Genomic DNA, 23547 nt, shown 5'->3' with positions numbered 1-23547 from the left:
GTTTGCAACATTATTTTATCGGTGTTAAATTACCTGGAGATTTAGCAAGACGACTAGTGGATGAGCGAAATGAGTGGCAGTTAGAACTTTCCCATAAAAGATTGCCAGTTGCTGAAGATTTACATATTACACTTGTATATTTAGGGGCAGTTGAAGCTGAAGTATTAACAAAACTCATAAGCGAGTTAAATGGACTCGCTGAAGTAATTCCTGCCATTAATCTCACTTTGTCGGGAGTGGCAACGTTTGGAAACCCTTCAACTCCAAGAGTAATTTACACGTCAATTGAAGAACAACCAATGTTGCGTAAACTACAAAATGCCATTTTAGAAAAGTGTCTAGCCCTATTATTAAAAGTAGATCAAAAACCGTTCGTTCCGCATATTACACTTGCAAAAAAGTGGAGTGGGAAAATAGATGGTTTTTCACAAGAAATGCTGATTAACCAATCATCATTCACTATGAGCAACTTTTCAATTTACTCTATTAATCCAAGGGAAGTTCCATCATATCAACCCATTCATACTATTTTTTTAAAGGACTTAACAACATGAAAACGACGTTCATCGTAAATCCTACTGCTGGCAATGGAACTTCGCTAAAGCGGTGGGAGAAATTCAAGGAAAAGTTAGATTTTACATATGTTGTTCACATGACCACTAGCCCCAAGCATGCCACTGAATTAGCAAAAGAATGTGCAAAAAGTGGAGAGCATCAGCTGTTAATTGCATTTGGAGGAGACGGTACCGCTCATGAAGTAATAGAAGGCGTACTCGATTGTCCGAATTGTATCGTGGGTGTCGTTGGTGCAGGGTCGGGCAATGACTTTGGTCGTGGATTCCCTTCTTTTCACCAGGCGGAAGAAGTGAATATGTATGTCCAATCTCAAGGTAAAACCATTGAAATGGATATAGGGTATGTCGTTACATCGCAACAAAGCTTTACCTTTGTGAATAATGCCGGGATTGGTTTTGATGCCTATGTAGCGTACCAAGTGAACAAATCCCCAGTTAAAAAGATATTGAACAAGTTCAATTTAGGCAAATTAGCGTATACTTTTTTTGTTATGAAAACATTGTTCACATTTAAACGCTTTACATTAACCGTAGAATCTTCTAACCAAAGTCAAACGTTTGAAAAAGTGTGGTTCGCTACTATAAGCAATCAACCTTACTTTGGTGGGGGAATGAAAATATCTCCAAAGTCTAATCCTGCTGATGGGAAAATTGAAATCACGTTAGTCCATCACTTATCACGAATTAAACTTTTGCTCGTCTTTGCGTCGGTTTTCTTCGGCAAACATACTTCCTTTAATGAAGTTCATCAACTGTCAACTACTACGTTTAAATTAACAACGAATGAATCTGTTTACCGTCACACAGACGGGGAGTATGCAAATCAAACCATTCCGAACGTTGCTGACGAGTTTACTGTGCAATCAAAGAAATGGCAGATTACCAGTATACTAGCAACTTGACGTTAACTTGTAATTCATTGATAATATAAATTCGAAAAGCAAGTATGAAAGTAGGCATAATTAAATGAGATTACGTAATAAACCATGGGCAGAAGATTTTATAAATGCTCACCCACATATCGTTTTACCAAATCCTGAAGATTTTAAAGGAAAGTGGAATACTGTTTTCAATAATGATCATCCACTTCACATTGAAGTTGGAACCGGTCGAGGACAATTCATAACTGGAATGGCAAAAGCCAATCCTGATATCAACTATATTGGAATCGAGTTGTATGATAGTGTTATTGTTTCTGCACTTGAAAATGCACTTGAAGCTGGGACTTTACCAAATTTAAAACTCATTAAAGTGAATGGGGAACATTCGGCAAAATTCTTCCAAAAGAATGATGTAAATCGAGTGTACTTGAATTTCTCAGATCCATGGCCAAAAGATCGACACTCCAAAAGACGTTTGTCTCACGAAAACTTCTTAAAATTATATGAATCATTTTTAATCGATAATGGGGAAGTTCACTTTAAAACCGACAATCGCGGGCTTTTTGAATTTTCTTTAGTGAGTATGTCTGAATACGGTATGTTATTGAAATATGTATCGCTGGATTTACATGCGAATATGCCGGAAGACAACATCATGACAGAATATGAAGAAAAATTCTCTTCAAAAGGGCATCCTATTTATCGCTTAGAATCGCAATTCGTTACTAAATAATTAACGTACTTTTGGAACTTGTGAGAAGCTGCAAATTATCCCTGTTCGTTAACATCATAGGAAAACGCCACTCAATCAAGAGATTGTCGTGGCGTTTTTTGTTACACTAAAAATATGATAAAGGGAGGGTTCAATATGGATCATTATAAATTTCACGAAATGACGTTAACTTGGTTAAACGGAGGATTCACTCAATTAGATGGGGGTTCAATGTTTGGTGTGGTACCAAAAGGCTTATGGTCAAAAAGATACCCTGCTAATGAATTAAACCAAATCGATTTAAGTACAGATCCGATTTTAATTCAATTTCAAGGGAAAACTCTTTTAATCGATACAGGCGTGGGAAATAAAATGGACGAAAGACAGCTGAGAAATAACGGGGTAAGAGCACAATCGCAAGTCGAGGATTCTTTAGCTTCATTAGGATTGCTTGCTGAAGATATCGACTTTGTCTTAATGACACATATGCATGCGGATCATGCGAGTGGTTTGACGAAGTTGGAGAACGGACAATATATTTCGACGTTCCCAAATGCTAAAATTCTTCTTTCTACTACTGAATGGAATGAATTGCGTCAACCAAATATTCGTTCAAGAAATACATATTGGAAAGAAAATTGGGAAGCTATTCAATCACAAGTGGAAACATTTGAAACTGAACGTGAAGTATTGCCTGGTATTCGGATGATTCACACAGGCGGACATAGTGATGGCCATAGCATTATTAAGCTAGAACAGAATGGTGAGACAATCATTCATATGGCTGATATAATGCCGACTCATGCACATCAAAATCCATTATGGGTATTAGCCTACGATGATTATCCAATGACTTCTGTTTTCGCAAAAGAAAAAATAATGGCCGAAGCTTTAGCTAACGGTTATTCATTTATTTTTTATCATGATGCCGTTTATCGTTTAATTAAATGGAATGAAACAGGAAAAGAAATTGTTGAGAAAATTGAACGTTCTAGAAATTAATGAATTTTTGAAGGTGTAAGTTCAATCATTAATGAGAAGACTCAAAATGAACACCGAAATCGAGCAACAAAAAAGCGATCCCTTTTGCACAGGGATCGCTTTCATTTTACAATTTAATTAAGTCTACAACTGTACCTGTTCGTGCGTCTGCAAAAAATTCAAATTGTTCGATTTCACCTTCACGAACGCGTGAAATACCTCCACGGTAAACATCCGTTGAAACGGCTTGACGATTAAAAGGTTCTGTTTTCATATAAATCCAAGATCCGTCTATTGGACCTTCCTCTTTAAACGACTGTTTAATACCATGTAACACAAGTTCTGCTGGTTTTGTTGGTTCAATTCTATGGGCAACTTCGCGAATTAAAAATCCTGCCGCAACTCCCGTAGAAAATCCAATGAGCAAATCTCTCTTCTTCATTAACATACCTCCTAAAGCATCGGTTTTTTTCAGTTTATCACATCTTACATATACAAACAGAGAATAACTTACACATTTAATTCGAACCGCGAAATAATAGGTGGAAATGTTCAGAAAAATCAACTACAATATGAATGAATGCAAGTACATAGGGGGATATCACTTTGAACTCAGAAACACTACAATTATTTAAGACGCTTACTGAACTTCCTGGAGCTCCTGGTAATGAACATGCTATGCGAAAGTTTATGAGAAGTGAACTAGAAAAATACTCTGATGAAATTGTTCAAGACCATTTAGGTGGGATTTTTGGATTGAAAAAAGGAGACGATCAAGGTCCTCGCATCATGGTTGCTGGTCATATGGATGAAGTAGGCTTTATGGTGACACAAATCACTGAAAACGGAATGATTCGATTCCAACCATTAGGTGGATGGTGGAGCCAAGTGTTACTTGCACAACGTGTGGAAATTATTACGGACAAGGGTCCAGTAATCGGGGTAATTGGTTCAATACCACCTCATTTATTAAGTGATGAAGTCCGCAACAAACCAATGGATATTAAAAATATGTTAATCGATATAGGTGCAGATGATTTAGATGATGCTGTCAAAATCGGCATTCAACCAGGCCAACAAATCGTTCCAGTTTGTCCGTTTACACCAATGGCCAATAATAAAAAAATCTTAGCTAAAGCTTGGGATAATCGATACGGATGTGGACTTGCAATCGAGTTACTAAAAGAGCTTAAAGACGAGAAATTAGCGAATACTTTATATTCGGGTGCCAATGTCATGGAAGAAGTAGGATTAAGAGGTGCTCAAACAGCTGCAACCTTAATTAAACCTGATTTGTTCTTTGCATTAGATGCTAGTCCAGCAAACGATATGTCTGGTTCTAAAACAGAATTTGGTCAACTTGGACAAGGTACATTATTACGAATTTTAGATCGCTCAATGGTTACACATCGGGGTATGCGTGAATTTGTATTAGATACAGCTGAAACTCATAATATCCCGTATCAATATTTTGTTTCGCAAGGTGGAACCGATGCCGGCCGTGTTCACATGTCTAATGAAGGTGTACCAAGTGCAGTTGTAGGGATTTGTTCAAGATACATTCACACATCTGGTTCTATCATCCATATAGATGATTATGCTGCAGCAAAAGAATTAATTATTAAACTAGTACGTTCTGCGGATAAAACAACACTAGAAACGATTCGTCAAAACGTTTAAAAAGTGCCTGAAAAGGCGCTTTTTTTGTGAAAAAAGATAGTCGAGATTGGATTCGACCACTCATAAGAGGTTTCCGTCCATTCAGCATGAGTTTCCGTCCATTCATGGAAGGTTTCTGTCCATTCAACATGAGTTTTCGTCCATTCATGTAAGGTTTCCGTCCATTCAAAATGAGTTTCTGTCCATTCGCTTGGAGGAGGACATCATTCCTCTGGAGAAAGACAGTGATTTCCCTATTTAAGTGGTCTGTTCCGCATCAAAGCATAGGGGGGATAAATATGAAAATAGCCATTGGAACAAAAAATCAAGCTAAAAATAAAGCAGTGCAAAGTATATGTTTACAAATGATGAACGATCCGGTCTTCATCTCCCTTGATGTACGTTCTAATGTATCAGAACAACCTTTTGGTGATGAAGAAACTTTACAAGGTGCAAAAAATAGAGCTAAACAAGCATGCAAAGAGGCGCAAGTTCATATGGCTTTCGGACTCGAAGGTGGAGTGAAAGAATTAAATGGCCAACTTTTCATTTGTAACTGGGGCGTTCTTCAAACAGCAGAAGGCGAGCAATATTTAGCAGGCGGTGCACAACTTCCTTTACCAAAAGAAGTGGCAAATGCAGTTCTAAATGGTGAGGAACTTGGACCCGTAATGGAGCGCTATACAAATCAAACAGGTATTAGGCATAATGAAGGTGCAGTCGGAGTTTTTACAAGTAATATCGTCAAACGTGCAGACATGTTTGAACACATAGTAAAACTTCTATTAGGTCAATACTTGAAGGATCATCCCAGCCATAAAATGACTTAAGTTGCAACGGTTTGGGAAGCATATTAAAATAGAATATAGTGAGTTTATGAATGGAGGAAAAAAGATGCGAAGAACCTGGTTGCGAATTGTAATCGCACCCTTTTTAATAGTGGCTCTAACTGCTTGTTCACCTTCTGCTGAAGACCAAACAGGAGAGGGAATAAAAGCTGCAAAAGAAATTTTTCAAGATGAAGCAACTAAACCTAATGAGCAAGTAGAAAGTGTAAACTTATTTGTTCCAGGCGGTTTTTCAATACAAGAGGATTCCGATGAGACGAACATCGTGTTAACAAAAAACAATGATGCGTATGTATTATTTATTAATCCGAACGAAGAACAAAATAGTCGCTTGTTTTATGATTTAGTACAAGCCGAGAAAAAAAATAATATTTATGCGTTAGAAACTTATGAGCAAAATAGTCGCTTTGGATTCATTGCTGTTCTACCATCAGGTGAGGAGCAATTCGAAATCATCACAAGTATCGGCGGCGTAAAGTTAACAACGATTTCTGAAGAAGCTAATATTCAAAAGAATATAGAGCAAATGATGAAGATTGTTCGATCGGTAAAAATAGAAAGGTAATGGGGGAGTTTGATTGAGAGACTTACAATCAGTTGAAGAATTTCAAGCTTTAAAAGTAACAGAAGACGTTGTGTTTTTATTTACTGCAGGCTGGTGTCCGGATTGTCATTTTATCGATCCATTTATGCCTGAGGTTGAAGAGAAATTCCAATCTTTCACTTTCGTTTCAGTTAATCGTGATCAATTTATTGATATCTGTGCAGAACATGAAATATATGGAATACCAAGTTTTCTAGTCTTTAAAAATGGAAATGAAGCTGGACGATTTGTCAGTAAAGACCGTAAAACAAAAGAAGAAATCGAAAATTTCTTAACAGAACTCTTATAATATGTCCCAACGAAACATCAAACAGTTTATCCTGCTTTTTACGGACTCCTGAACTTCTTAAAATAAAAATAGAGCGGTTCCGCTTAAAAAGCGAGAACCGTTTCCTTTTGTAAAGGACGTGACATGTTGAAACCAAAACAATTGGTTGAACGATTAAAACAAGAATTACCGAATCCTTATTTTACTTGGCAACATGATCAAAAGACAGATCGTGTAAGGTTGCATCATACGGAGCTAAACAAAGGAATGGAGATTTCACTACCTGAAATCTTAGCGAAATATGAAGTGAATAAAGATAAAGCGATTCACGCAGTAGTTTATACAATTAGCCAAACGTTCGAAGCAATGGAACAAGAATCCATTGGTCTAACTAAATCTACTTCAAATATCTTTCCTGTAATCCGTTCTACATCGTTTCCTGTTAAATCAAATGAAGGTCATGATTTTGTCGTTACCGATCATACAGCTGAAACACGCATATTCTATGCCTTGGATTTAGGAAATACGTACCGATTATTAGATGTAGACATGTTAGTTCAATTGAATATTACTGACTTAGAAGTAAAAGAAGCAGCTAGATTTCAAGTTAGAAAACTTTCAACCGAATTAAAAGAAGATAAAGTAGCAGGAAATATCTTCTATTTCCTGAATGCAAATGACGGCTACGATGCAAGTCGTATTTTAAATGAACAATTTCTAAAAGAGATGCGAGCTAAAGTTGAAGGGGACATGACCTTATCAGTTCCTCATCAAGATGTATTAATTATTGGAGATATTCGAAATGAAGCAGGGTATGATGTACTTGCTCAATTAACGATGCATTTCTTTACTGTAGGTAAAGTACCCATTACATCTTTATCATTTATTTACGAAGATGGAGAGCTTGAACCAATATTTATTATGGCCAAAAATCGTGTACAAAAGGAGAACAAAGAATAATGAATATTTTTTACAATACAACTGGTGTTGGGGATGTACTTTTAGTCCAATTAACAACAACTAAATTTGAAGAATTACAAACTGAATCTAAAGGAGACATTACACTAATTAAAGATGCAAAAACTGCTGAAATTGGTGCTTTTAATGTCTTTAATGCTAGTAAATATCTTGAAATTAAAGAATCAGGTTCTGTTGAAGTGACAAAAGAAATCGTAGAGTCTTTGCAACAATTGCTTAATGAAAATGATGTAGAGCTTAAATTAGAGGTAGACTTTACACCTAAATTTGTTATTGGTTACGTTTCATCTAAAGAAAAACATCCAAACGCTGATAAATTGAATGTGTGCCAAGTCGAAGTTGGGAATGAAACCCTACAAATTGTATGTGGTGCACCTAATGTTGAAGCGGGTCAAAAAGTTGTTGTAGCTAAGATTGGCGCGGTTATGCCATCTGGATTAGTTATCCGACCTGCTGAACTCCGTGGAGTTGCGTCAAGTGGCATGATTTGTTCGGCAAAGGAGCTAGCTATACCAAACGCACCAGAGGAAAAAGGGATATTAGTAGTAGAAGATCATAATGAAATAGGTTCAGCTTTCCAACTGTAAACTAGGTAAAACTCTGTGTATTCATTAATTTGAATATGCAGAGTTTTTTTTGTAGTATCAATATTACTATCAAATCTAGTAACAAACCTGTTAAAATAGAAGCATTGACACGAAAAGAGGGTTTGCAATTGAATTGGTTTACCAAAGCATTTAAAAAAGTTTTTACTGATGAAGAGCATGACATTGAAGAGTATATTGATGAAAATGAAGCACCTACATATAAAGAGTCTAAAACACCTTTTCGATTCCCACTAATAAGTGATGATGAAAAAAGTCGTCTCGGTGACGAAGAGACCTATGATAATTCACAAGAAGAAGAACATCGACCATTGTATATGCATAAACAATGGCAACAACAGCGACAAAATACTGTAGTTCATCAAGCAACCAAACCAAGAATTGAACAAATAAGTCCACCATTTAAACGAGATACGTACAAAGAAATCAAACGAGATGAGTACCAAGAAGTCAAACGAGATGAGTACCAAGAAGTTAAACCGAGAATTACAAAAGTGCCTGTTCAGACGAAGACTTTCAAACCGACTGAAGTTCCATCCCCGATTCACGGTTTTAATCGACCAAAAATAACACCCATCGATGAATTATTGGCTAAAAAGAATTCTGATGAAGTTATGGCTGAAACTGCAGTTACAACCTTAAATCCCAAAGAACGGTTACCGATTAAAACCTCTGAGCCAGCTAAAATTGTTCCTAGTGAACCAGTCATTATTACTCCGAGTGAACCAGTAATAATAGAGCAACATACCATAGTAGAAACAGAGCCGGTTCAAGAGACACCTGTTAAGGTTGAAGTGCCAGTTGAAACTATTCAAACTGTTAAAGAAGTCTTACCTGTACCTTCAGTTGTTGTTGAAAATCCAACTACTGAAAAAAGTAAGAAATCGCTTCCCTTTAATGTCATGATGTTAAATTCAGATAAAGAAAAATATCAGAAAAAGAAAGTTCAAACGAATTCAGTTCCGTCTTATAAAGAAGTACTGCCTGTGAAACCAGTTGTTCAGCCACCAGTTATTCCTGCAGTAAAAAAGTTGACAGTTGAGCAGGAAGTAACAAAAGAGTCTGTAACGGAAGAGAAAGTTCATGTAGCAGGCTATAACTATCCTGAAGAAAACTTTTTAGTACCACCTGAACAAAAAACTCAAGATTTTGAATGGATGCAAATGCAGGCAGATCGATTAATAGAAGCGTTATCTTATTTCCAAGTGACTGCGGAGATTATCCAAATGGTTCAAGGTCCAGCAGTCACTCAATTTGAAATAACGGTTGGACAAGGTACGAAAGTGAGTAAAATACGTAATTTAGCAGATGATTTAAAATTGGCCCTTGCAGCGAAAGACATTCGTATTCAAGCGCCTATTCCTGGAAAAAGTTCGATCGGTATTGAGATACCAAATCAAACCTCAAGACCTGTCCGATTGTCTGAAGTTGTCGGAAGCTCAAACTTCAAAGATTCGGATTCTCCACTTGAAGCTGCACTTGGTTTAGACTTAACTGGAAAACCGGTAACCATTGATTTACGTAAAATGCCACATGGTTTAATTGCAGGAGCTACAGGGTCAGGTAAATCAGTATGTATTAATTCGATACTCATCAGCTTATTATATAAAGCTACACCAAAAGAATTGAATTTATTATTGATTGACCCTAAAATGGTCGAATTAGCTCCATTTAATCATATTCCTCACCTCGTCAGTCCAGTAATAACGGACGTTAAAGCGGCTACTGCTGCACTGAAATGGGCAGTTGAGGAGATGGAACGTAGGTATCAACTTTTCGCGCATACTGGTGTTCGTGATATCACTCGATATAACGCTATGGCCGAAGAAAAGAGACAATTTGCTCAGAAACTGCCTTATTTATTAATCGTGATAGATGAGTTAGCTGATTTGATGATGATGGCACCAACAGAGGTAGAGGAATCTATTTGTAGAATTGCTCAAAAAGCTCGCGCATGCGGAATTCATTTAGTTGTCGCTACACAACGTCCATCAGTAGATGTAATAACGGGTCTTATTAAAGCAAATATTCCCACACGTATTGCGTTTTCTGTATCATCTCAGATTGATTCACGCACCATTCTGGATGTTCAAGGAGCAGAGCGATTACTTGGACGTGGAGATATGTTGTATTTAGGTAATGGGATGTCTGCACCTATCCGTTTACAAGGAACGTATGTTACCGATGAGGAAATGGATGATATTATTGAACATGCACGTAGTCAAGGTGAGCCCTCTTATTTATTTGAGCAAGAGGAATTAGTTCGTCGTTTAGAAGTTGCTGAGGATCAAGACGAGTTATTTGAAGAAGCTTGTCGTTTTATATTGGAACAAGGCTCTGCTTCGACTTCATTATTACAACGCAAATTCCATATGGGTTACAACCGTGCAGCTAGGTTGGTAGATTTAATGGAACAACATGGTTATGTTTCGGAGTCAAGAGGAAGCAAAGCACGTGAAGTATTTATTACTGAAAATGATTTAGAACTCCTATTTAAGGATTAATGATTTGACTACAAAATAATTGTGGGAACAATTGTTCAATTCGAGTCGAGATTAATTGATGATATAATAGGGTAAGAGAATAATGTAAACAAAGTATGGGCACCTTTCCCAGGAGGTATAATCAAATGACAGTGTTTCATTTTACAGGAATAAAAGGGTCTGGCATGAGTTCACTTGCACAGATTTTGCACGATGCAGGAAATCAAGTTCAAGGCTCTGACATAGATAAGCATTTCTTTACTGAAGATCCATTACGTAAACGAGGCATCAAAATTTCCACGTTTAATGCAAGCAATATTCAAGAAGGCATGACCGTAATAGCAGGTAATGCGTTTAAAGATGATCATGAAGAGTTAATTCGTGCCAATGAAATAGGTGTAGAAGTAATTCGTTATCATATCTTTTTAGGTAATTTAATGAATCAGTATACCTCTATTGGAATTACAGGCTCCCACGGTAAAACATCAACCACAGGGTTAATGTCGCATGTTTTGAGTGGCTATGCACCAACATCATATTTAATAGGAGATGGAACTGGTCACGGAGAATCTCAAGCCGAGTTCTTTGCTTTTGAAGCTTGTGAATACCGTCGTCACTTTTTAGCTTATCACCCTGATTATATGATCATGACGAATATCGATTTTGATCATCCAGATTACTTTACTGGTATCGAGGATGTAGTTAGTGCATTCCAATCTATGGCTTTACAAGTTAATAAAGCGATTATTGCATGCGGTGATGATGAGCATCTACAAAAAATCCGAGCAAATGTACCGGTTGTGTTTTACGGATTTGGATCTAACAATGACTTTGAAGCTCGAAATCTAATGAAAACAACGTCAGGTTCAACATTTGATGTCTTTATTCGCAATGAGTTTTATCGTACGTTTGAAATTCCGTTTTTTGGAGATCACGCTGTGTTAAATGCACTGGCGGTTATTTCGTTGTGTAATTACGAAGGTATTCCAGCTGATGTGATTCAACAGCAATTACTTTCATTCAATGGGGTAAAACGTCGTTTTACTGAAAGTAAAAAAGGTGACAGAATACTAATAGATGACTATGCTCATCACCCAACTGAAATAAAAGCAACGATTCAATCTACTCGACAAAAATATCCAAATCGTGAGATTATAGCGATTTTCCAACCACATACATTTTCTCGCACAAGAACATTTTTAAGTGATTTTGCTGAGAGTTTAGAAGGTGCCGATTTCGTCTACTTATGTGATATTTTTGGGTCAGCTCGAGAAAATGCTGGCGAGTTAACGATACAAGATTTAAGTGATTTGATTGATGATTGTGTCATTCTTAAGACAGAAGAAATTGACGTATTACTTAAACATGAAAATGCAGTTTATCTATTCATGGGTGCTGGAGATGTTCAAAAATTCCAAGCAGCTTTCGAATCTAAAATTTAAATAATTGTTCATGTTGAGGAATGCTATTGATATTAAAGAACTAACTAAAGAGTCCATTTGCGCCAATCATGCGGAACGGATAGATCAAATGAACATTAAACAGCAGTTAGAACTTAATAAAAAAACTCTAGTTAAAAAATTTAACTAGAGTTTTTTTTATTTTAGCAGGAGAAAATTTGTTTTTGTAGAATAAAATTAACTTGAGAAGTTTATTTACCTCTGTGTAAGGGAACATAGGTAGTATGAACATTTAAAAGGAGGAGATTGTTTAATGGAAATAATATTATACATAGCAGCGTTAGTTGCGGCTATCGGATTTCTCGTTCTTTGCGTAAGTCTAGCAATGACCTTAACTTCATTAAAGAAAACACTAAATGAAGTATCTGGAACAATGTCCGGATTGGAAGGTCAGTTACAAGGTGTAACGCGAGAAACAACGGAATTATTGCATAAAACAAATGGCTTGGCTTCAGATATTCAACATAAATCTGAAAAACTTAACAGTGTAGTAGATGCTGTGAAAAATGTAGGAGAGTCAGTTAATGGCTTAAATACGTCAGTTCGTCGTATTACTTCTTCAATTTCAACAGAAGTTGAAAGAAATGAAGATAAAATTGCACAAGTTGTGCAATGGAGTAATGTTGCATTTGGCATTCGTGACAAATGGAAAGAACGTAAAGCAATCGAAGAAGCGCGTGATGGCTACACAATTTATCAAAGTGAACCAAGTAACACATATAAAGAACCCCAAAAATAAGGAGGAAATAACATGACACAATACAAACCTAACTATAATGAAGCGAAGTACAACCGTGAGTTTTATACGAATAAATCTAACCAAACGGAATCGTACCTTCCTGAACAAGTGAACTATTCTAATGGGCAACAGCAGTATGATCCTTTATACAACTCAAACGATGAAGTTAATTCAAAAGACTTTTTAATCGGAGCTTTAGTTGGAGGAATAATTGGAGCAGCAACTGCTTTATTCCTAGCACCGAAATCAGGCGCTGAACTTCGTGGTGATGTGACTACGCAAGCAACGCACTTAAAAGAAAAAACTGTGGACTTATCATCTACTGCTAAAGAAAAAACATCTCAGCTTTCTTCTCAATTAAAAGAAAAATCAGGTCCTTTAGTTGATAAAGTTAAATCAATTAAATCTAAAACATCTTCACCAATGGATGACGGTACTGCATCTTCTGAAGGTGAAGAGCCAATTGATTTCATGGAGACGGTAACTAACACAATTGAAGAAGTTGTAAATGAAGATAACAAAAATTCAACATCTACTGCTCAAGCCTTAAAAGAAGCTGTAGAAGATAAAAAAACAGTATAAAAATATAGAAGACACCCCACATATACAATATGTGGGTGTTTTTTTGTGTATGAATTATGAACTAAGGAAAACATCTTAAAACTATAAAAAACGCAGAAAATCGAAGACATCAATGGGAAGAGTAACATGCGTATCAGATAAACAAAATGCTACTAAAATACTTTAGCGCGTTGAAGTGTTAAAGATATTACGTGACTTTCTGATTTTCCCGTACTATAATAAGTCTTATATTAAAAATACATCATACTGTTTACGTTAACTCTTTGTAAATACGATATGAATTTGAGAGGAGATCGAAGGTATGAGCCATCCAGAATTAGATAGCTTACGTAAAAATGTAGACGAATTAAACTTAGAAATTCTACGTTTAATCAATGAACGTGCAACTGTTGTAAAAGAAATCGGGAAAGTAAAAGAAAAACAAGGTGTCAACCGATATGATCCCCTTCGCGAACGTCATATGCTGAACTTAATCAAAGAAAATAATGCTGGTCCACTGCCACAATCAACAGCTGACCACATTTTTAAAGAGATTTTTAAAACAGCTTTAGAATTACAAGAAAATGATCACCGCAAAGCATTGCTTGTTTCTCGTAAAAAGAAAGCTGAAGATACAGTAGTTGTAATTAACGGAGAACGCATCGGTGAAGGGAAGCCTTCATTCGTATTCGGACCTTGTGCAGTAGAATCATTTGATCAAGTAGCAGCGGTAGCAGAAGCAATCCAACAAAAAGGATTGAGAATGATTCGAGGAGGAGCGTACAAGCCTCGTACATCACCTTATGATTTCCAAGGACTTGGTCTTGAAGGGTTAAAAATCCTAAAGCGTGTTTCTGAACAATACAATCTTGCAGTTGTCTCTGAAATTGTGACACCTCATCATCTTGAAGAAGCTTTAGACTATATCGATGTGGTTCAAATTGGTGCTCGAAACATGCAAAATTTCGAATTATTGAAAGCAGCGGGACAAATTAATAAGCCTGTCCTATTAAAACGAGGAATGTCTGCAACTATTGAAGAATTCATTCATGCTGCAGAGTACATTATTTCTCAAGGGAATGACCAAATCATTTTATGTGAACGTGGAATTCGTACTTATGAAAAAGCGACACGTAATACCCTTGATATTTCGGCGGTACCAATTCTAAAACAAGAAACGCATTTGCCAGTATTTGTCGACGTAACACACTCTACTGGACGTCGTGATTTATTACTTCCTGCAGCTAAAGCAGCAATTGCAATTGGAGCAGATGGTGTTATGGCGGAAGTACATCCTGATCCAGCAGTTGCCTTATCTGATGCTGCTCAACAAATGAATTTACAACAATTTGATGAGTTTTATGACTCGCTTCAGAAGTTCATGAAATCTTATGAAATTCACGCATAATTTTCATGCCGGTTCAATTAATGAACCGGTATTTTTCTTTGTATTGAGGTAACATTGGAAAAGGACTGAAAACTGTTATATGATGATAGAAGATAAGGACCCAGGGAGTGTATACATATGACAATAACAATTTATGACGTCGCCCGTGAAGCGAATGTCTCAATGGCAACGGTATCTCGTGTGGTCAATGGCAATCCAAATGTTAAGCCAGCGACACGCAAAAAAGTACTGGATGTAATAGAACGATTACAATATCGTCCAAACGCAGTGGCTAGAGGATTAGCTAGTAAAAAAACAACTACTGTTGGGGTAATTATTCCTGATATCTCTAATATTTTTTATGCAGAATTGGTACGTGGTATTGAAGATATTGCGACGATGTATCGCTATAATATTATTTTATCGAATTCCGATCAACGTGAAGACAAAGAATTGCAACTTCTTGAAACAATGCTAGGTAAACAAGTTGATGGAATCGTATTCATGAGTGAACATGTGTCTGTTGAATTATTAACGATGATGGAACGTTCTCCGGTTCCGATAGTTTTAGCAGGTACTGTTGATGCGTCAGGGAAAATGCCTTCGGTCAACATTGATTACTATCAAGCGGCCTATGAAGCTGTCCACCGCTTACTTTCAAATAATCACAAGCGATTAGCATATGTTTCAGGTTCTTTATCTTCAACAATCAATCGGGCTTATAAATTTACTGGCTACGAAAAAGCTTTAGAAGATGCTGGTTTAACACTTGATGAAGAATTAGTAGTGGAAAGCGAAGCGACGTATGATGAGGGATATGCAACATTTAATAAACTAAAGAATATTCAGGATCCTCCAACAGCTTACTTTGCTGGAAATGATGAATTAGCAATAGGATTAATACATGGTGCCCAAGATGCAGGATTACATGTTCCACATGACATTGAAGTCATCAGTTTCGAAAACTCTAAGTTAGCTCGTATGGTACGACCTGAATTAACAAGTATCGTATTGCCTTTGTATGATATAGGTGCGGTATCGATGCGTTTGTTAACGAAATACATGAACAAAGAGCAGATTGAAGAAAAAACGGTTATTTTGCCTCATCGTATTGAAGAGAGAGATTCAGTTAAATAATGAAAAGGAGGAAACTACAGCTATTGTAGTTTCCTCCTTTTTTTATGATATGTTCCGTGAAAGTTTGATTTTAATTATCACACTTTTGCGCAGGCCACACTGCTCCTGCAAAATAATCTAAATAAAGATTATTAAACAGCAGGTAAAACGGTCAATGCGGACTGAAAAACTGACATACTCAATTTTTCAGTATTCTCGTCAAGTTTCTTTAATCAGACCTAATGGGACCGTATGGAATAAAGAGCTTTATCGAGAATTTGTTTATTTTTTTCCGTAATTTCTTCTTTACGTGGAATGGGTTCGTATAAGTTATCTGGATCTAACCAAGTCGGAATCAACGTTACAGGTGATTCTCCTTGCCATTGATCAAGCCATTCTTTTGGCAATTCACCTTGTGGCAGCGGAATATCATTCATTTCCATCCATAAAAGCGACCAAGCTCTAGGAACAACTCTCCAAATATCATATCCACCACCACCAACTGCAATCCATTTCCCATCACAATATTCATGAGCTAACTGATGGGCTAGTTTTGGAATCTCATGATAAATTTTCATCGTTCCATAGAGATGAGTGAGAGGATCGAGGTAATGAGCATCCGCACCATTTTGGCTAATGATGACGTCTGGTTTAAAATGTTCCGCAATCTCGCGAAAAGCTGTCATATATAGCTCTAAAAAAGACTCATCTTCTGTAAATGCATCGATAGGCAAGTTGAAGGATGTTCCATATCCTTGTCCAGAGCCTCTCTCAGTGACGTTTCCGGTTCCAGGGAACAAATAGCGACCTGTTTCATGAATCGAGATTGTGCACACATCAGGGTCCTCATAGAAACTCCACTGTACACCATCACCATGGTGAGCATCCGTATCTATATAAAGAACACGTGCTTTATATTTGTGTTGTATGTATTTAATGGCTACAGAACTATCATTGTACACACAAAAGCCAGATGCTCGGCCATGAAAACCGTGGTGAAGTCCTCCGCCTAGATTAAGTGCATGTGAAGCTTTATTCTCCATTACATAATCTACCGCAGTTAATGTTCCACCAACTAACCTTGCACTTGCTTCATGCATGTTTGGGAAAATCGGTGTATCATCTGTCCCAATCCCAAAACTCTCAGTTTGGGACGAGGTAACAAGTCCTTGACTCGCTTTTTTCACGATATCAATATAACGCGCATCATGAGCAAGTAATAATTCGTCATCTGTTGCTAAGCGAGGCGGTACAACATCATGGTCTGTAAGCGCATTCATTTTTCTTAATAAGTCAGTAGTTAAGACTAATCGCTTTTGGTTGAACGGATGGTTTTCAGAAAACTTGTAACCTAATTGATCCTCTGAATAAATATATACGGCGTGTTTTTTTATGTTGTCATTCCCGGCATGTTTGGCCATAGCACATCGAAACCTTCTTTACGTATATCTTCAATAATCCCAAGAGGATTCATTGTCTTCACACGGAATACTAGGATTTTATTATCGTCATTTTGTAAATCTGGATAGACAAGAACACTCAATACATTTGAATGATGATCATGGAAAACCTTTGACACTTCAAACAATATTCCAGGTTTATTGGGTACACGAACTTCAATTTGTGAACCTGGTTGATGTGCCCCTGTTAATTCAATATATTTATATAATAAATCAGTTTCAGTGACGATACCAACTATTTTGCCACTACTGACGATAGGTAAACACCCAATCTTCTGATCATAAAAAATAGTAGCCACTTCTTCAACGAAGTCCAGTGGGTGACCGATAATTGGATTTTTAGTCATAATTTCTTCAATAGGAGTTGCATATATATCTTGGTGCTGGTTCTCAATTAAATTGGAAGGAGTAGCATCTTTTATATCTCGATCCGATAATACGCCTACAACCAGACCTTCTTCATTAGTAATAGGTAAATGACGAATTTTATTTTCTCGAAGTAAATTAATCGCGTCTTTAATTGAATGAGTCGGTTGAAGAGTAAATACATTTTTATTCATCATTTGTTCTACTATCATTGGAAAAGCTCCTTTACGAATTAATACATAAATCGATTCATAAAACGAAGTTGATCAAAACGTTGGATAGATTCAGTATCAATTCGTGATCCAATCTTCGCCATTAAACAGTTTGCAGGATGTGAACTAATCTCTGGATCATCCGTTGCAAAATATTCTAAGCCTCCAGCGTTCATCATTTTTTCCATAATCTTTCGATACTCCCACACATTCAAGCCTGTTCCTTTTAAATCCCAGTGCCAATAATATTCGGTTGTGATGGTGATATAATCTTCCATTGCGTCATCCATCATTGAAACTCGAAGCAAACTTTTTCCAACACCTGCTCCTCGGTATTTTGGAATTACTTCAATCGCACCTAACTCGATTAAATTCGTCATTTGTCCCTTTGACCATCGTTCAAGAGGGTCAGGATACAAGTAAGTGACATATCCCACTATTGTCATATTGTCCCGAGCGATTAAGATCCGACCTTCTGGTAATTTAGCTATGCCAACAATTGCTTTATGTTGTTGAGCAGGAGGACGAAATGCTACCAAGTCTTGATGGAAATCAAAGCGAGCTATATCCTCTGACGAAATGGGTCCTTCAATTATTAAATTGCCGTGTTTCGTTTTTAATTCCATGGCATTATAGATTTTTTTATGTTCCATGAGTTCACCCCTGAAAATAATTACAATTACCCCTATTATACATGAAATGAACAGAAGGAAAATGTTTTCAATATTTTTCATTTCCCTAAAGTCGAAAAAGTAAAATTATTCGCCATTTACATTTAATTTAAGGTAAACTAGTATTTGTATCGTAATTGAGAGGGTGGTAGAAATGAAACTTGAAGCACTTCCGGTCGTTCAAGGAGATTATTTACTCCAAAACTACGACGAAACTGCAGCTAATTTTGATTGGAAAGATGCAGAAAAAGCGTTTAGTTGGCATGAAACTGGTCGTATGAATATGGCACATGAAGCCATTGATCGACATGCAAATTCTGATAGAAAAAACAAAATTGCACTCTATTATAAGGATGCAAATCGAAAAGAATCATATACTTTTAATGAAATGAAAAAATGGTCAAACAAAGCTGCAAATGTATTGCAAACGCATACAAACCTTGAAAAAGGTGACCGTTTGTTTATCTTTATGCCACGTTCTCCTGAACTATATTTTGCTTTAGTAGGCGCTATTAAAATGGGTGTTATCGTTGGACCTTTGTTTGAAGCGTTTATGGAAGGTGCAGTTTATGATCGCTTAGCAGATAGTGAAGCAAAAGCCATAGTCACTACTCCTGAGCTTTTAGGTCGTATTCCTGTAGATAAATTACCGCATTTAGAAACTATTTTATTAGTTGGAGACAGTGTTAAAGAAGATAATAAAACGATCGATTTCATGAAACACTTGGAAACGGCATCACCTTACTTCAAAGTTGAATGGCTGGATAGAGAAGATGGTTTAGTTCTTCATTATACGTCTGGTTCAACTGGTAAGCCTAAAGGGGTACTACACGTTCAAGAAGCGATGGTTCAACATTATCAAACTGCAAAATGGGTATTAGATTTAAATGAACAAGATATTTATTGGTGTACCGCCGATCCAGGCTGGGTTACTGGAACATCATATGGTATTTTTGGGCCTTGGTTGACTGGGACTACGATGGTTGTCTTGGGAGGTCGTTTTTCACCTGGAGCATGGTATCAAGCAATTGAAGACTTTGGTGTGACAATTTGGTACAGTGCACCGACCGCTTTTCGTATGTTAATGGGGGCTGGGGATGCCTTGGTGAAAGATTATGACCTATCTTCCTTACGTCACGTTTTATCAGTAGGAGAACCATTAAATCCAGAAGTAATTCGATGGGGTGCTGAAGTATTCCATCACCGAATTCACGATACATGGTGGATGACTGAAACAGGTGCTCAAATGATTTGTAACTATGCTTGCTTACCAATTCGTCCTGGCTCAATGGGTAAACCAATACCGGGCGTTACGGCAGCAATTGTAGATGACCGTGGAGTAGTGTTACCTCCGAATCAAATGGGTAACTTGGCATTGAAAAAAGGATGGCCATCAATGATGCGCCAAATTTGGAACAACCCTGAAAAGTACCAATCTTATTTCTTAAACGATGAATGGTATGTATCCGGAGATTCAGCATACATGGATGAAGATGGCTACTTCTGGTTTCAAGGAAGAGTTGACGATGTTATCATGACTTCTGGCGAACGCGTTGGTCCGTTTGAAGTGGAAAGTAAACTACTCGAACATCCAGCAATTGTAGAAGCTGGTGTTATCGGAAAACCGGACCCAGTACGTGGAGAAATCATTAAAGCTTTCGTGGCATTAAAAGAAGGCGTTGAACCTTCTGATGAGTTAATTGCTGATATCCAACAATTTGTGAAAAAAGGGTTGGCTGCTCATGCAGCACCTCGTGAAATTGAATTTAAAGACAAGCTTCCCAAAACTCGTAGCGGTAAAATAATGCGACGTGTCTTAAAAGCCTGGGAACTTGATTTACCAACAGGTGATTTATCAACAATGGAAGATTAAATTTAAAAGAATGAAAAAAGCTGTGGTCCTTATCAAAATGATAAGGACCACAGCTTTTTAAGTTATTTATTCTCCATCATCATCTCCAGGAGGTGTTACTGGAGGTTCTGGTTTCGGTTCTGGTTTTGGTTCTGGTTTCGGTTCTGGTTTCGGTTCAGGCTTTGGTTTTGGTTCTGGTTTTGGTTCTGGTTTCGGTTCTGGTTTCGGTTCGGGCTTAGGTTCTGGTTTTGGTTCCGGTTTTGGTTCAGGCTTAGGTTCCGGTTCCGGTTCTGGCTCAGGTTCAGGTTCAGGAGCTTCAATTTTAGCTATGTTAGATACAGGGGATTGCATCCCTGTAATATCAACAGCTACAACGAAGTATTCACCTGGTCCACTAACTTGATACGAATTTTCATCAACTTCTTTGATGGCAGTAAGGAGCGCATTTGTTCCGCCAGTTCGGCTGAAGACACGGTATCCAACCACATCATTCGATGCTGAATTCGTCCAAGATAGTTTCTGTCCTGATAATGTTGCGGTAACAGGTTGTGGTGCCGCTCCATCAGCATTAAACGTATCTTCGGAGACAACACGATTTGCGAAACTAGAGTTTGTTGGGAACAATTTGCTAGGATCGCCTTTCATTCTTCCAAACATGCGATTAATAAAGTCTTCGTTAACTCCAACTCCACCCGCTGTAACAAATTCGCTCGGAGTTGTCGGAAGAGCACGATAACGCTTGTCCTTAATCATTACATATGAAGAAGAAACAAAACTGTCATCAACTTTACTTGGAACAAAAGTATTTGCATTAAATAAATCTGATGTTACAAGTCCAGCACGAGAACATTCAGTTGAAGGTGCCATTCCTGAAATAGCACAGAAGGAACGTGACACAACACCTTTTGGAGCTTTAAATTCAATATTTGGATCAATCAATTTAGGATTCACATCATAAGACGCATTCATGAGTTTTGCCCATAACATATTTACGCGTTGCCCTGGTTGAGGATATTTACCAGAACGATCTATTAATGTTTTTTGTTTATCATAGCCGAGCCATACGCCAAGTGTGATAGATGGATTATATCCCATAAACCAAACATCACGTGCTTCGTTTGTTGTTCCAGTTTTTGCTGCAAAATCGGAACTGAAGTTCAACATACTTTTAGCTTTTGTTCCAGTTCCTACGCTTAAAACATCTCGTAACATATCCGTAACGATATATGCAGTTTGAGGAGAGTAAACAGGAACTGCTTTTGCCTCGTGTTGATAAACCAATTTGCCATCTGCATCTTCAATTTTCTCAATCATATAAGAGGGAACATACTGCCCAGCATTTGCTAAAGTAGCATAAGCATTGGTGTTTTCTTGAACGGACACATCAACTGTACCTAGCACGGTGGATGGGTTAGCATAAGTTCCATCAGTAACGTTAGAGAAATTCATCTTTTCTAAAAAGGTAGTAGGTTTACGATCTTTAATCGAATCATACAGGCGAACTGCAGCTAAGTTTTGAGAAGTTGCAAGAGCCTGGCGAGCAGGAATGATTCCAAGCTCTTGGTTAGCATTGAAATTTCCAGGTTCGTATGGAATACCTCCTGCGAAGACATCCTGTAATTTCACATCAACTACGGGACTTCCTGCACCTAGCACTCCGTATTCAATTGCAGGTCCATATCCGACAAGTGGTTTCATCGTTGAACCATTTGGACGGAATCCTTGTGTAGCATGGTTTGTCTTCTCGGTCTCATAATCACGGCCGGCAATGAAACTCAAAATACGACCAGTACTGTTTTCCATTAACATACTACCCACTTGAACAGGAACATCGACTAGTTTAACTTCACCATTCTCATCAGTACGTTCTTCGGATGTTGTAATACCATAGCTGTCAAACTCATTTTTTGCTTTTTGATGAGCATCGTATAACTTTTTATCAATAGTAGAGTGTATACGATAACCATTTACACGCATCTTTTGCTCAGCAAGCATCTCATATTTTACTTTTATTTTATTTTCTTTTTCTAAACGCTCTGGATCAACATTATCTTTTTCAGCTAACATCACTGAAATAATTGAAATGGCTTGGCGCTCAAGTTCATCATTTAAATCTGGATATCTTTGATGTGTTGTCTTTTCTGCTTTACGAAAATCTTTTTTAATATCATATGCAATCGCCGCATTGTACTCTTTTTCCGTAATGTAATTCGTCTCTTTCATTCGATAGAGAACGGTTAACATTCGGTCTATCCCTGGTTTTAGACCATCAGCATCTTTAAGACCTTCTCTAGTAAATGGTGTGTGTGCAAAAGGTGCTTGAGGAATACCTGCGATAAAAGCAGCTTGAGGAAGATTTAAGTCTTTGGCTTTAACATTAAAAATACCCTCAGCAGCAGTTTCAATTCCGGCAATATTTACTCCTGAAGCATTCCGACCATAAGGAATAATATTTAAGTAGGCTTCTAAAATTTCATCCTTATCCATGAATTTCTCAATTCGTAATGCTAGTAGTATTTCTTTCGCTTTACGTTCATAGGATACTTCATTCGTTAAGATTTGGTTTTTTATTAACTGTTGAGTTAAAGTAGATCCACCGGTTTGACTATCAGAGTTCGTAACATCTTGAAACAGTCCACGGAAAATGGCTTTTGGAACAACACCGTCGTGAACTTTGAAGTATTCATCTTCAGTTGCATATACTGCATCTAAAACATAAGGTGAAACTTCACTTAGTTTTGTTTCTTTCCGCTGTAAATCTGCTCTTACTTTCCCTAAGTAAACATTGTTGGCAAAGTAAAGTTCTGAGGTTTCTTCATAACTTAATATAGAATTTCGCATTTCACTTTCTTCTCTAAGTGGTTCTTGGTCTACCAAAGAAGCGAAGTAACCTGCTCCAACTGATCCTACAAATGCTCCACCAACTAGTAAAACGATTAATACTAGAATAGCTAGATTCCAAAAGACACCAGACGTTATACGCAGGCCTTTTGCCCATCGTGCCTTTGTCCATTTATCCCAGGTTTCACTAATTTGTTTTAGACTCTTTTTTACTTGATCATTCAACGGAATCGACCTCCTAAAATCTTGTCCTATTATATCATAAAAACTTCCTTTTTTATTAATTTT

General features: G+C 37.2%; 22 protein-coding genes. 17 read left to right on the top strand and 5 right to left on the bottom strand.

The window, feature by feature from the left end; all coding sequences use genetic code 11:
* The 4 genes from thpR to WBG45_RS10140 all read left to right on the top strand — a co-directional run.
* Nucleotides 1-554: RNA 2',3'-cyclic phosphodiesterase (gene thpR, locus WBG45_RS10155; protein WP_424414219.1), on the top strand; the 554-nt coding region annotated here is incomplete at its 5' end.
* Nucleotides 551-1477: a diacylglycerol/lipid kinase family protein gene (locus WBG45_RS10150; RefSeq protein ID WP_424414217.1), complete on the top strand. Its 927-nt coding sequence runs from the start codon at nucleotides 551-553 to the stop codon at nucleotides 1475-1477. The genes thpR and WBG45_RS10150, both read left to right, overlap by 4 nt.
* Before the next feature lie 64 nt (nucleotides 1478-1541).
* Complete coding sequence (trmB, locus tag WBG45_RS10145) at nucleotides 1542-2189, top strand: tRNA (guanosine(46)-N7)-methyltransferase TrmB (RefSeq protein ID WP_424414216.1); 648 nt, start codon at nucleotides 1542-1544, stop codon at nucleotides 2187-2189.
* 135 nt (nucleotides 2190-2324) lie between these two features.
* Nucleotides 2325-3170, top strand: a complete 846-nt coding sequence (locus WBG45_RS10140) for a YtnP family quorum-quenching lactonase (RefSeq protein ID WP_424414214.1) — start codon at nucleotides 2325-2327, stop codon at nucleotides 3168-3170.
* A gap of 106 nt (nucleotides 3171-3276) precedes the next feature.
* Here the strand turns inward: WBG45_RS10140 and WBG45_RS10135 are convergent, their stop codons facing one another.
* Nucleotides 3277-3591, bottom strand: a complete 315-nt coding sequence (locus WBG45_RS10135) for a PepSY domain-containing protein (protein WP_024534178.1) — start codon at nucleotides 3589-3591, stop codon at nucleotides 3277-3279.
* A gap of 164 nt (nucleotides 3592-3755) precedes the next feature.
* On the opposite strand from WBG45_RS10135, the gene WBG45_RS10130 reads away from it, so the two are divergent.
* The 12 genes from WBG45_RS10130 to ccpA all read left to right on the top strand — a co-directional run bounded on the left by WBG45_RS10130 (nucleotide 3756) and on the right by ccpA (nucleotide 15878).
* Nucleotides 3756-4829 (top strand): M42 family metallopeptidase, encoded by a 1074-nt coding sequence (locus WBG45_RS10130; RefSeq protein ID WP_424414211.1) that lies wholly within the window; start codon nucleotides 3756-3758, stop codon nucleotides 4827-4829.
* A 278-nt stretch (nucleotides 4830-5107) separates the two neighbouring features.
* A complete protein-coding gene (locus WBG45_RS10125; protein ID WP_424414210.1) occupies nucleotides 5108-5638 on the top strand; it encodes a DUF84 family protein in 531 nt (176 codons plus the stop codon).
* A 64-nt stretch (nucleotides 5639-5702) separates the two neighbouring features.
* Entirely contained in the window at nucleotides 5703-6221 is a 519-nt protein-coding gene (locus tag WBG45_RS10120) for a hypothetical protein (RefSeq protein WP_424414208.1), read from the top strand.
* Between the two features lie 13 nt (nucleotides 6222-6234).
* The gene (locus WBG45_RS10115; protein WP_424414206.1) at nucleotides 6235-6549 is read left to right on the top strand and encodes a thioredoxin family protein; all 315 of its coding nucleotides are present in this window, start codon (nucleotides 6235-6237) and stop codon (nucleotides 6547-6549) included.
* 126 nt (nucleotides 6550-6675) lie between these two features.
* Complete coding sequence (locus tag WBG45_RS10110; RefSeq protein WP_424414204.1) at nucleotides 6676-7488, top strand: DUF1444 family protein; 813 nt, start codon at nucleotides 6676-6678, stop codon at nucleotides 7486-7488.
* On the top strand, nucleotides 7488-8093 hold the full coding sequence (gene ytpR, locus WBG45_RS10105; RefSeq protein WP_424414202.1) for a YtpR family tRNA-binding protein: 606 nt from the start codon (nucleotides 7488-7490) through the stop codon (nucleotides 8091-8093). The genes WBG45_RS10110 and ytpR overlap by 1 nt, the downstream gene beginning before the upstream one ends.
* A 128-nt stretch (nucleotides 8094-8221) precedes the next feature.
* Entirely contained in the window at nucleotides 8222-10615 is a 2394-nt protein-coding gene (locus tag WBG45_RS10100) for a DNA translocase FtsK (protein ID WP_424414201.1), read from the top strand.
* A gap of 125 nt (nucleotides 10616-10740) precedes the next feature.
* Nucleotides 10741-12036 (top strand): UDP-N-acetylmuramate--L-alanine ligase, encoded by a 1296-nt coding sequence (gene murC, locus WBG45_RS10095; protein ID WP_424414200.1) that lies wholly within the window; start codon nucleotides 10741-10743, stop codon nucleotides 12034-12036.
* A 271-nt stretch (nucleotides 12037-12307) separates the two neighbouring features.
* Entirely contained in the window at nucleotides 12308-12793 is a 486-nt protein-coding gene (locus tag WBG45_RS10090; RefSeq protein ID WP_424414199.1) for a DUF948 domain-containing protein, read from the top strand.
* A 12-nt stretch (nucleotides 12794-12805) separates the two neighbouring features.
* Nucleotides 12806-13375 (top strand): YtxH domain-containing protein, encoded by a 570-nt coding sequence (locus tag WBG45_RS10085; RefSeq protein WP_424414198.1) that lies wholly within the window; start codon nucleotides 12806-12808, stop codon nucleotides 13373-13375.
* 301 nt (nucleotides 13376-13676) lie between these two features.
* Complete coding sequence (locus WBG45_RS10080; RefSeq protein WP_024534189.1) at nucleotides 13677-14762, top strand: bifunctional 3-deoxy-7-phosphoheptulonate synthase/chorismate mutase; 1086 nt, start codon at nucleotides 13677-13679, stop codon at nucleotides 14760-14762.
* 117 nt (nucleotides 14763-14879) lie between these two features.
* Complete coding sequence (gene ccpA, locus WBG45_RS10075; RefSeq protein WP_424414196.1) at nucleotides 14880-15878, top strand: catabolite control protein A; 999 nt, start codon at nucleotides 14880-14882, stop codon at nucleotides 15876-15878.
* 218 nt (nucleotides 15879-16096) lie between these two features.
* On the opposite strand, the gene WBG45_RS10070 is transcribed toward ccpA, so the two are convergent.
* The 3 genes from WBG45_RS10070 to WBG45_RS10060 are packed head-to-tail and all read right to left on the bottom strand — an operon-like array spanning nucleotide 16097 to nucleotide 18548.
* Nucleotides 16097-17278 (bottom strand): acetoin utilization protein AcuC, encoded by a 1182-nt coding sequence (locus WBG45_RS10070; protein ID WP_424414194.1) that lies wholly within the window; start codon nucleotides 17276-17278, stop codon nucleotides 16097-16099.
* Nucleotides 17248-17895 (bottom strand): acetoin utilization AcuB family protein, encoded by a 648-nt coding sequence (locus WBG45_RS10065; protein ID WP_424414192.1) that lies wholly within the window; start codon nucleotides 17893-17895, stop codon nucleotides 17248-17250. The genes WBG45_RS10070 and WBG45_RS10065 overlap by 31 nt, the downstream gene beginning before the upstream one ends.
* Before the next feature lie 20 nt (nucleotides 17896-17915).
* The gene (locus WBG45_RS10060) at nucleotides 17916-18548 is read right to left on the bottom strand and encodes a GNAT family N-acetyltransferase (RefSeq protein ID WP_424414190.1); all 633 of its coding nucleotides are present in this window, start codon (nucleotides 18546-18548) and stop codon (nucleotides 17916-17918) included.
* Nucleotides 18549-18720: 172 nt separating this feature from the next.
* Between WBG45_RS10060 and acsA the strand changes: the two genes are divergently transcribed.
* Nucleotides 18721-20439: an acetate--CoA ligase gene (gene acsA / locus WBG45_RS10055; protein ID WP_424414188.1), complete on the top strand. Its 1719-nt coding sequence runs from the start codon at nucleotides 18721-18723 to the stop codon at nucleotides 20437-20439.
* A 66-nt stretch (nucleotides 20440-20505) separates the two neighbouring features.
* Here acsA and WBG45_RS10050 read toward each other — a convergent pair whose 3' ends face one another.
* Nucleotides 20506-23484, bottom strand: a complete 2979-nt coding sequence (locus tag WBG45_RS10050) for a transglycosylase domain-containing protein (RefSeq protein ID WP_424414186.1) — start codon at nucleotides 23482-23484, stop codon at nucleotides 20506-20508.
* Nucleotides 23485-23547: the final 63 nt, after the last annotated feature.

Origin of the sequence: Paenisporosarcina sp. (assembly GCF_049671445.1) — a bacterium.
Taxonomy (GTDB): Bacteria; Bacillota; Bacilli; order Bacillales_A; family Planococcaceae; genus Paenisporosarcina.
This window is presented reverse-complemented; position numbering and strand designations above follow the sequence as displayed.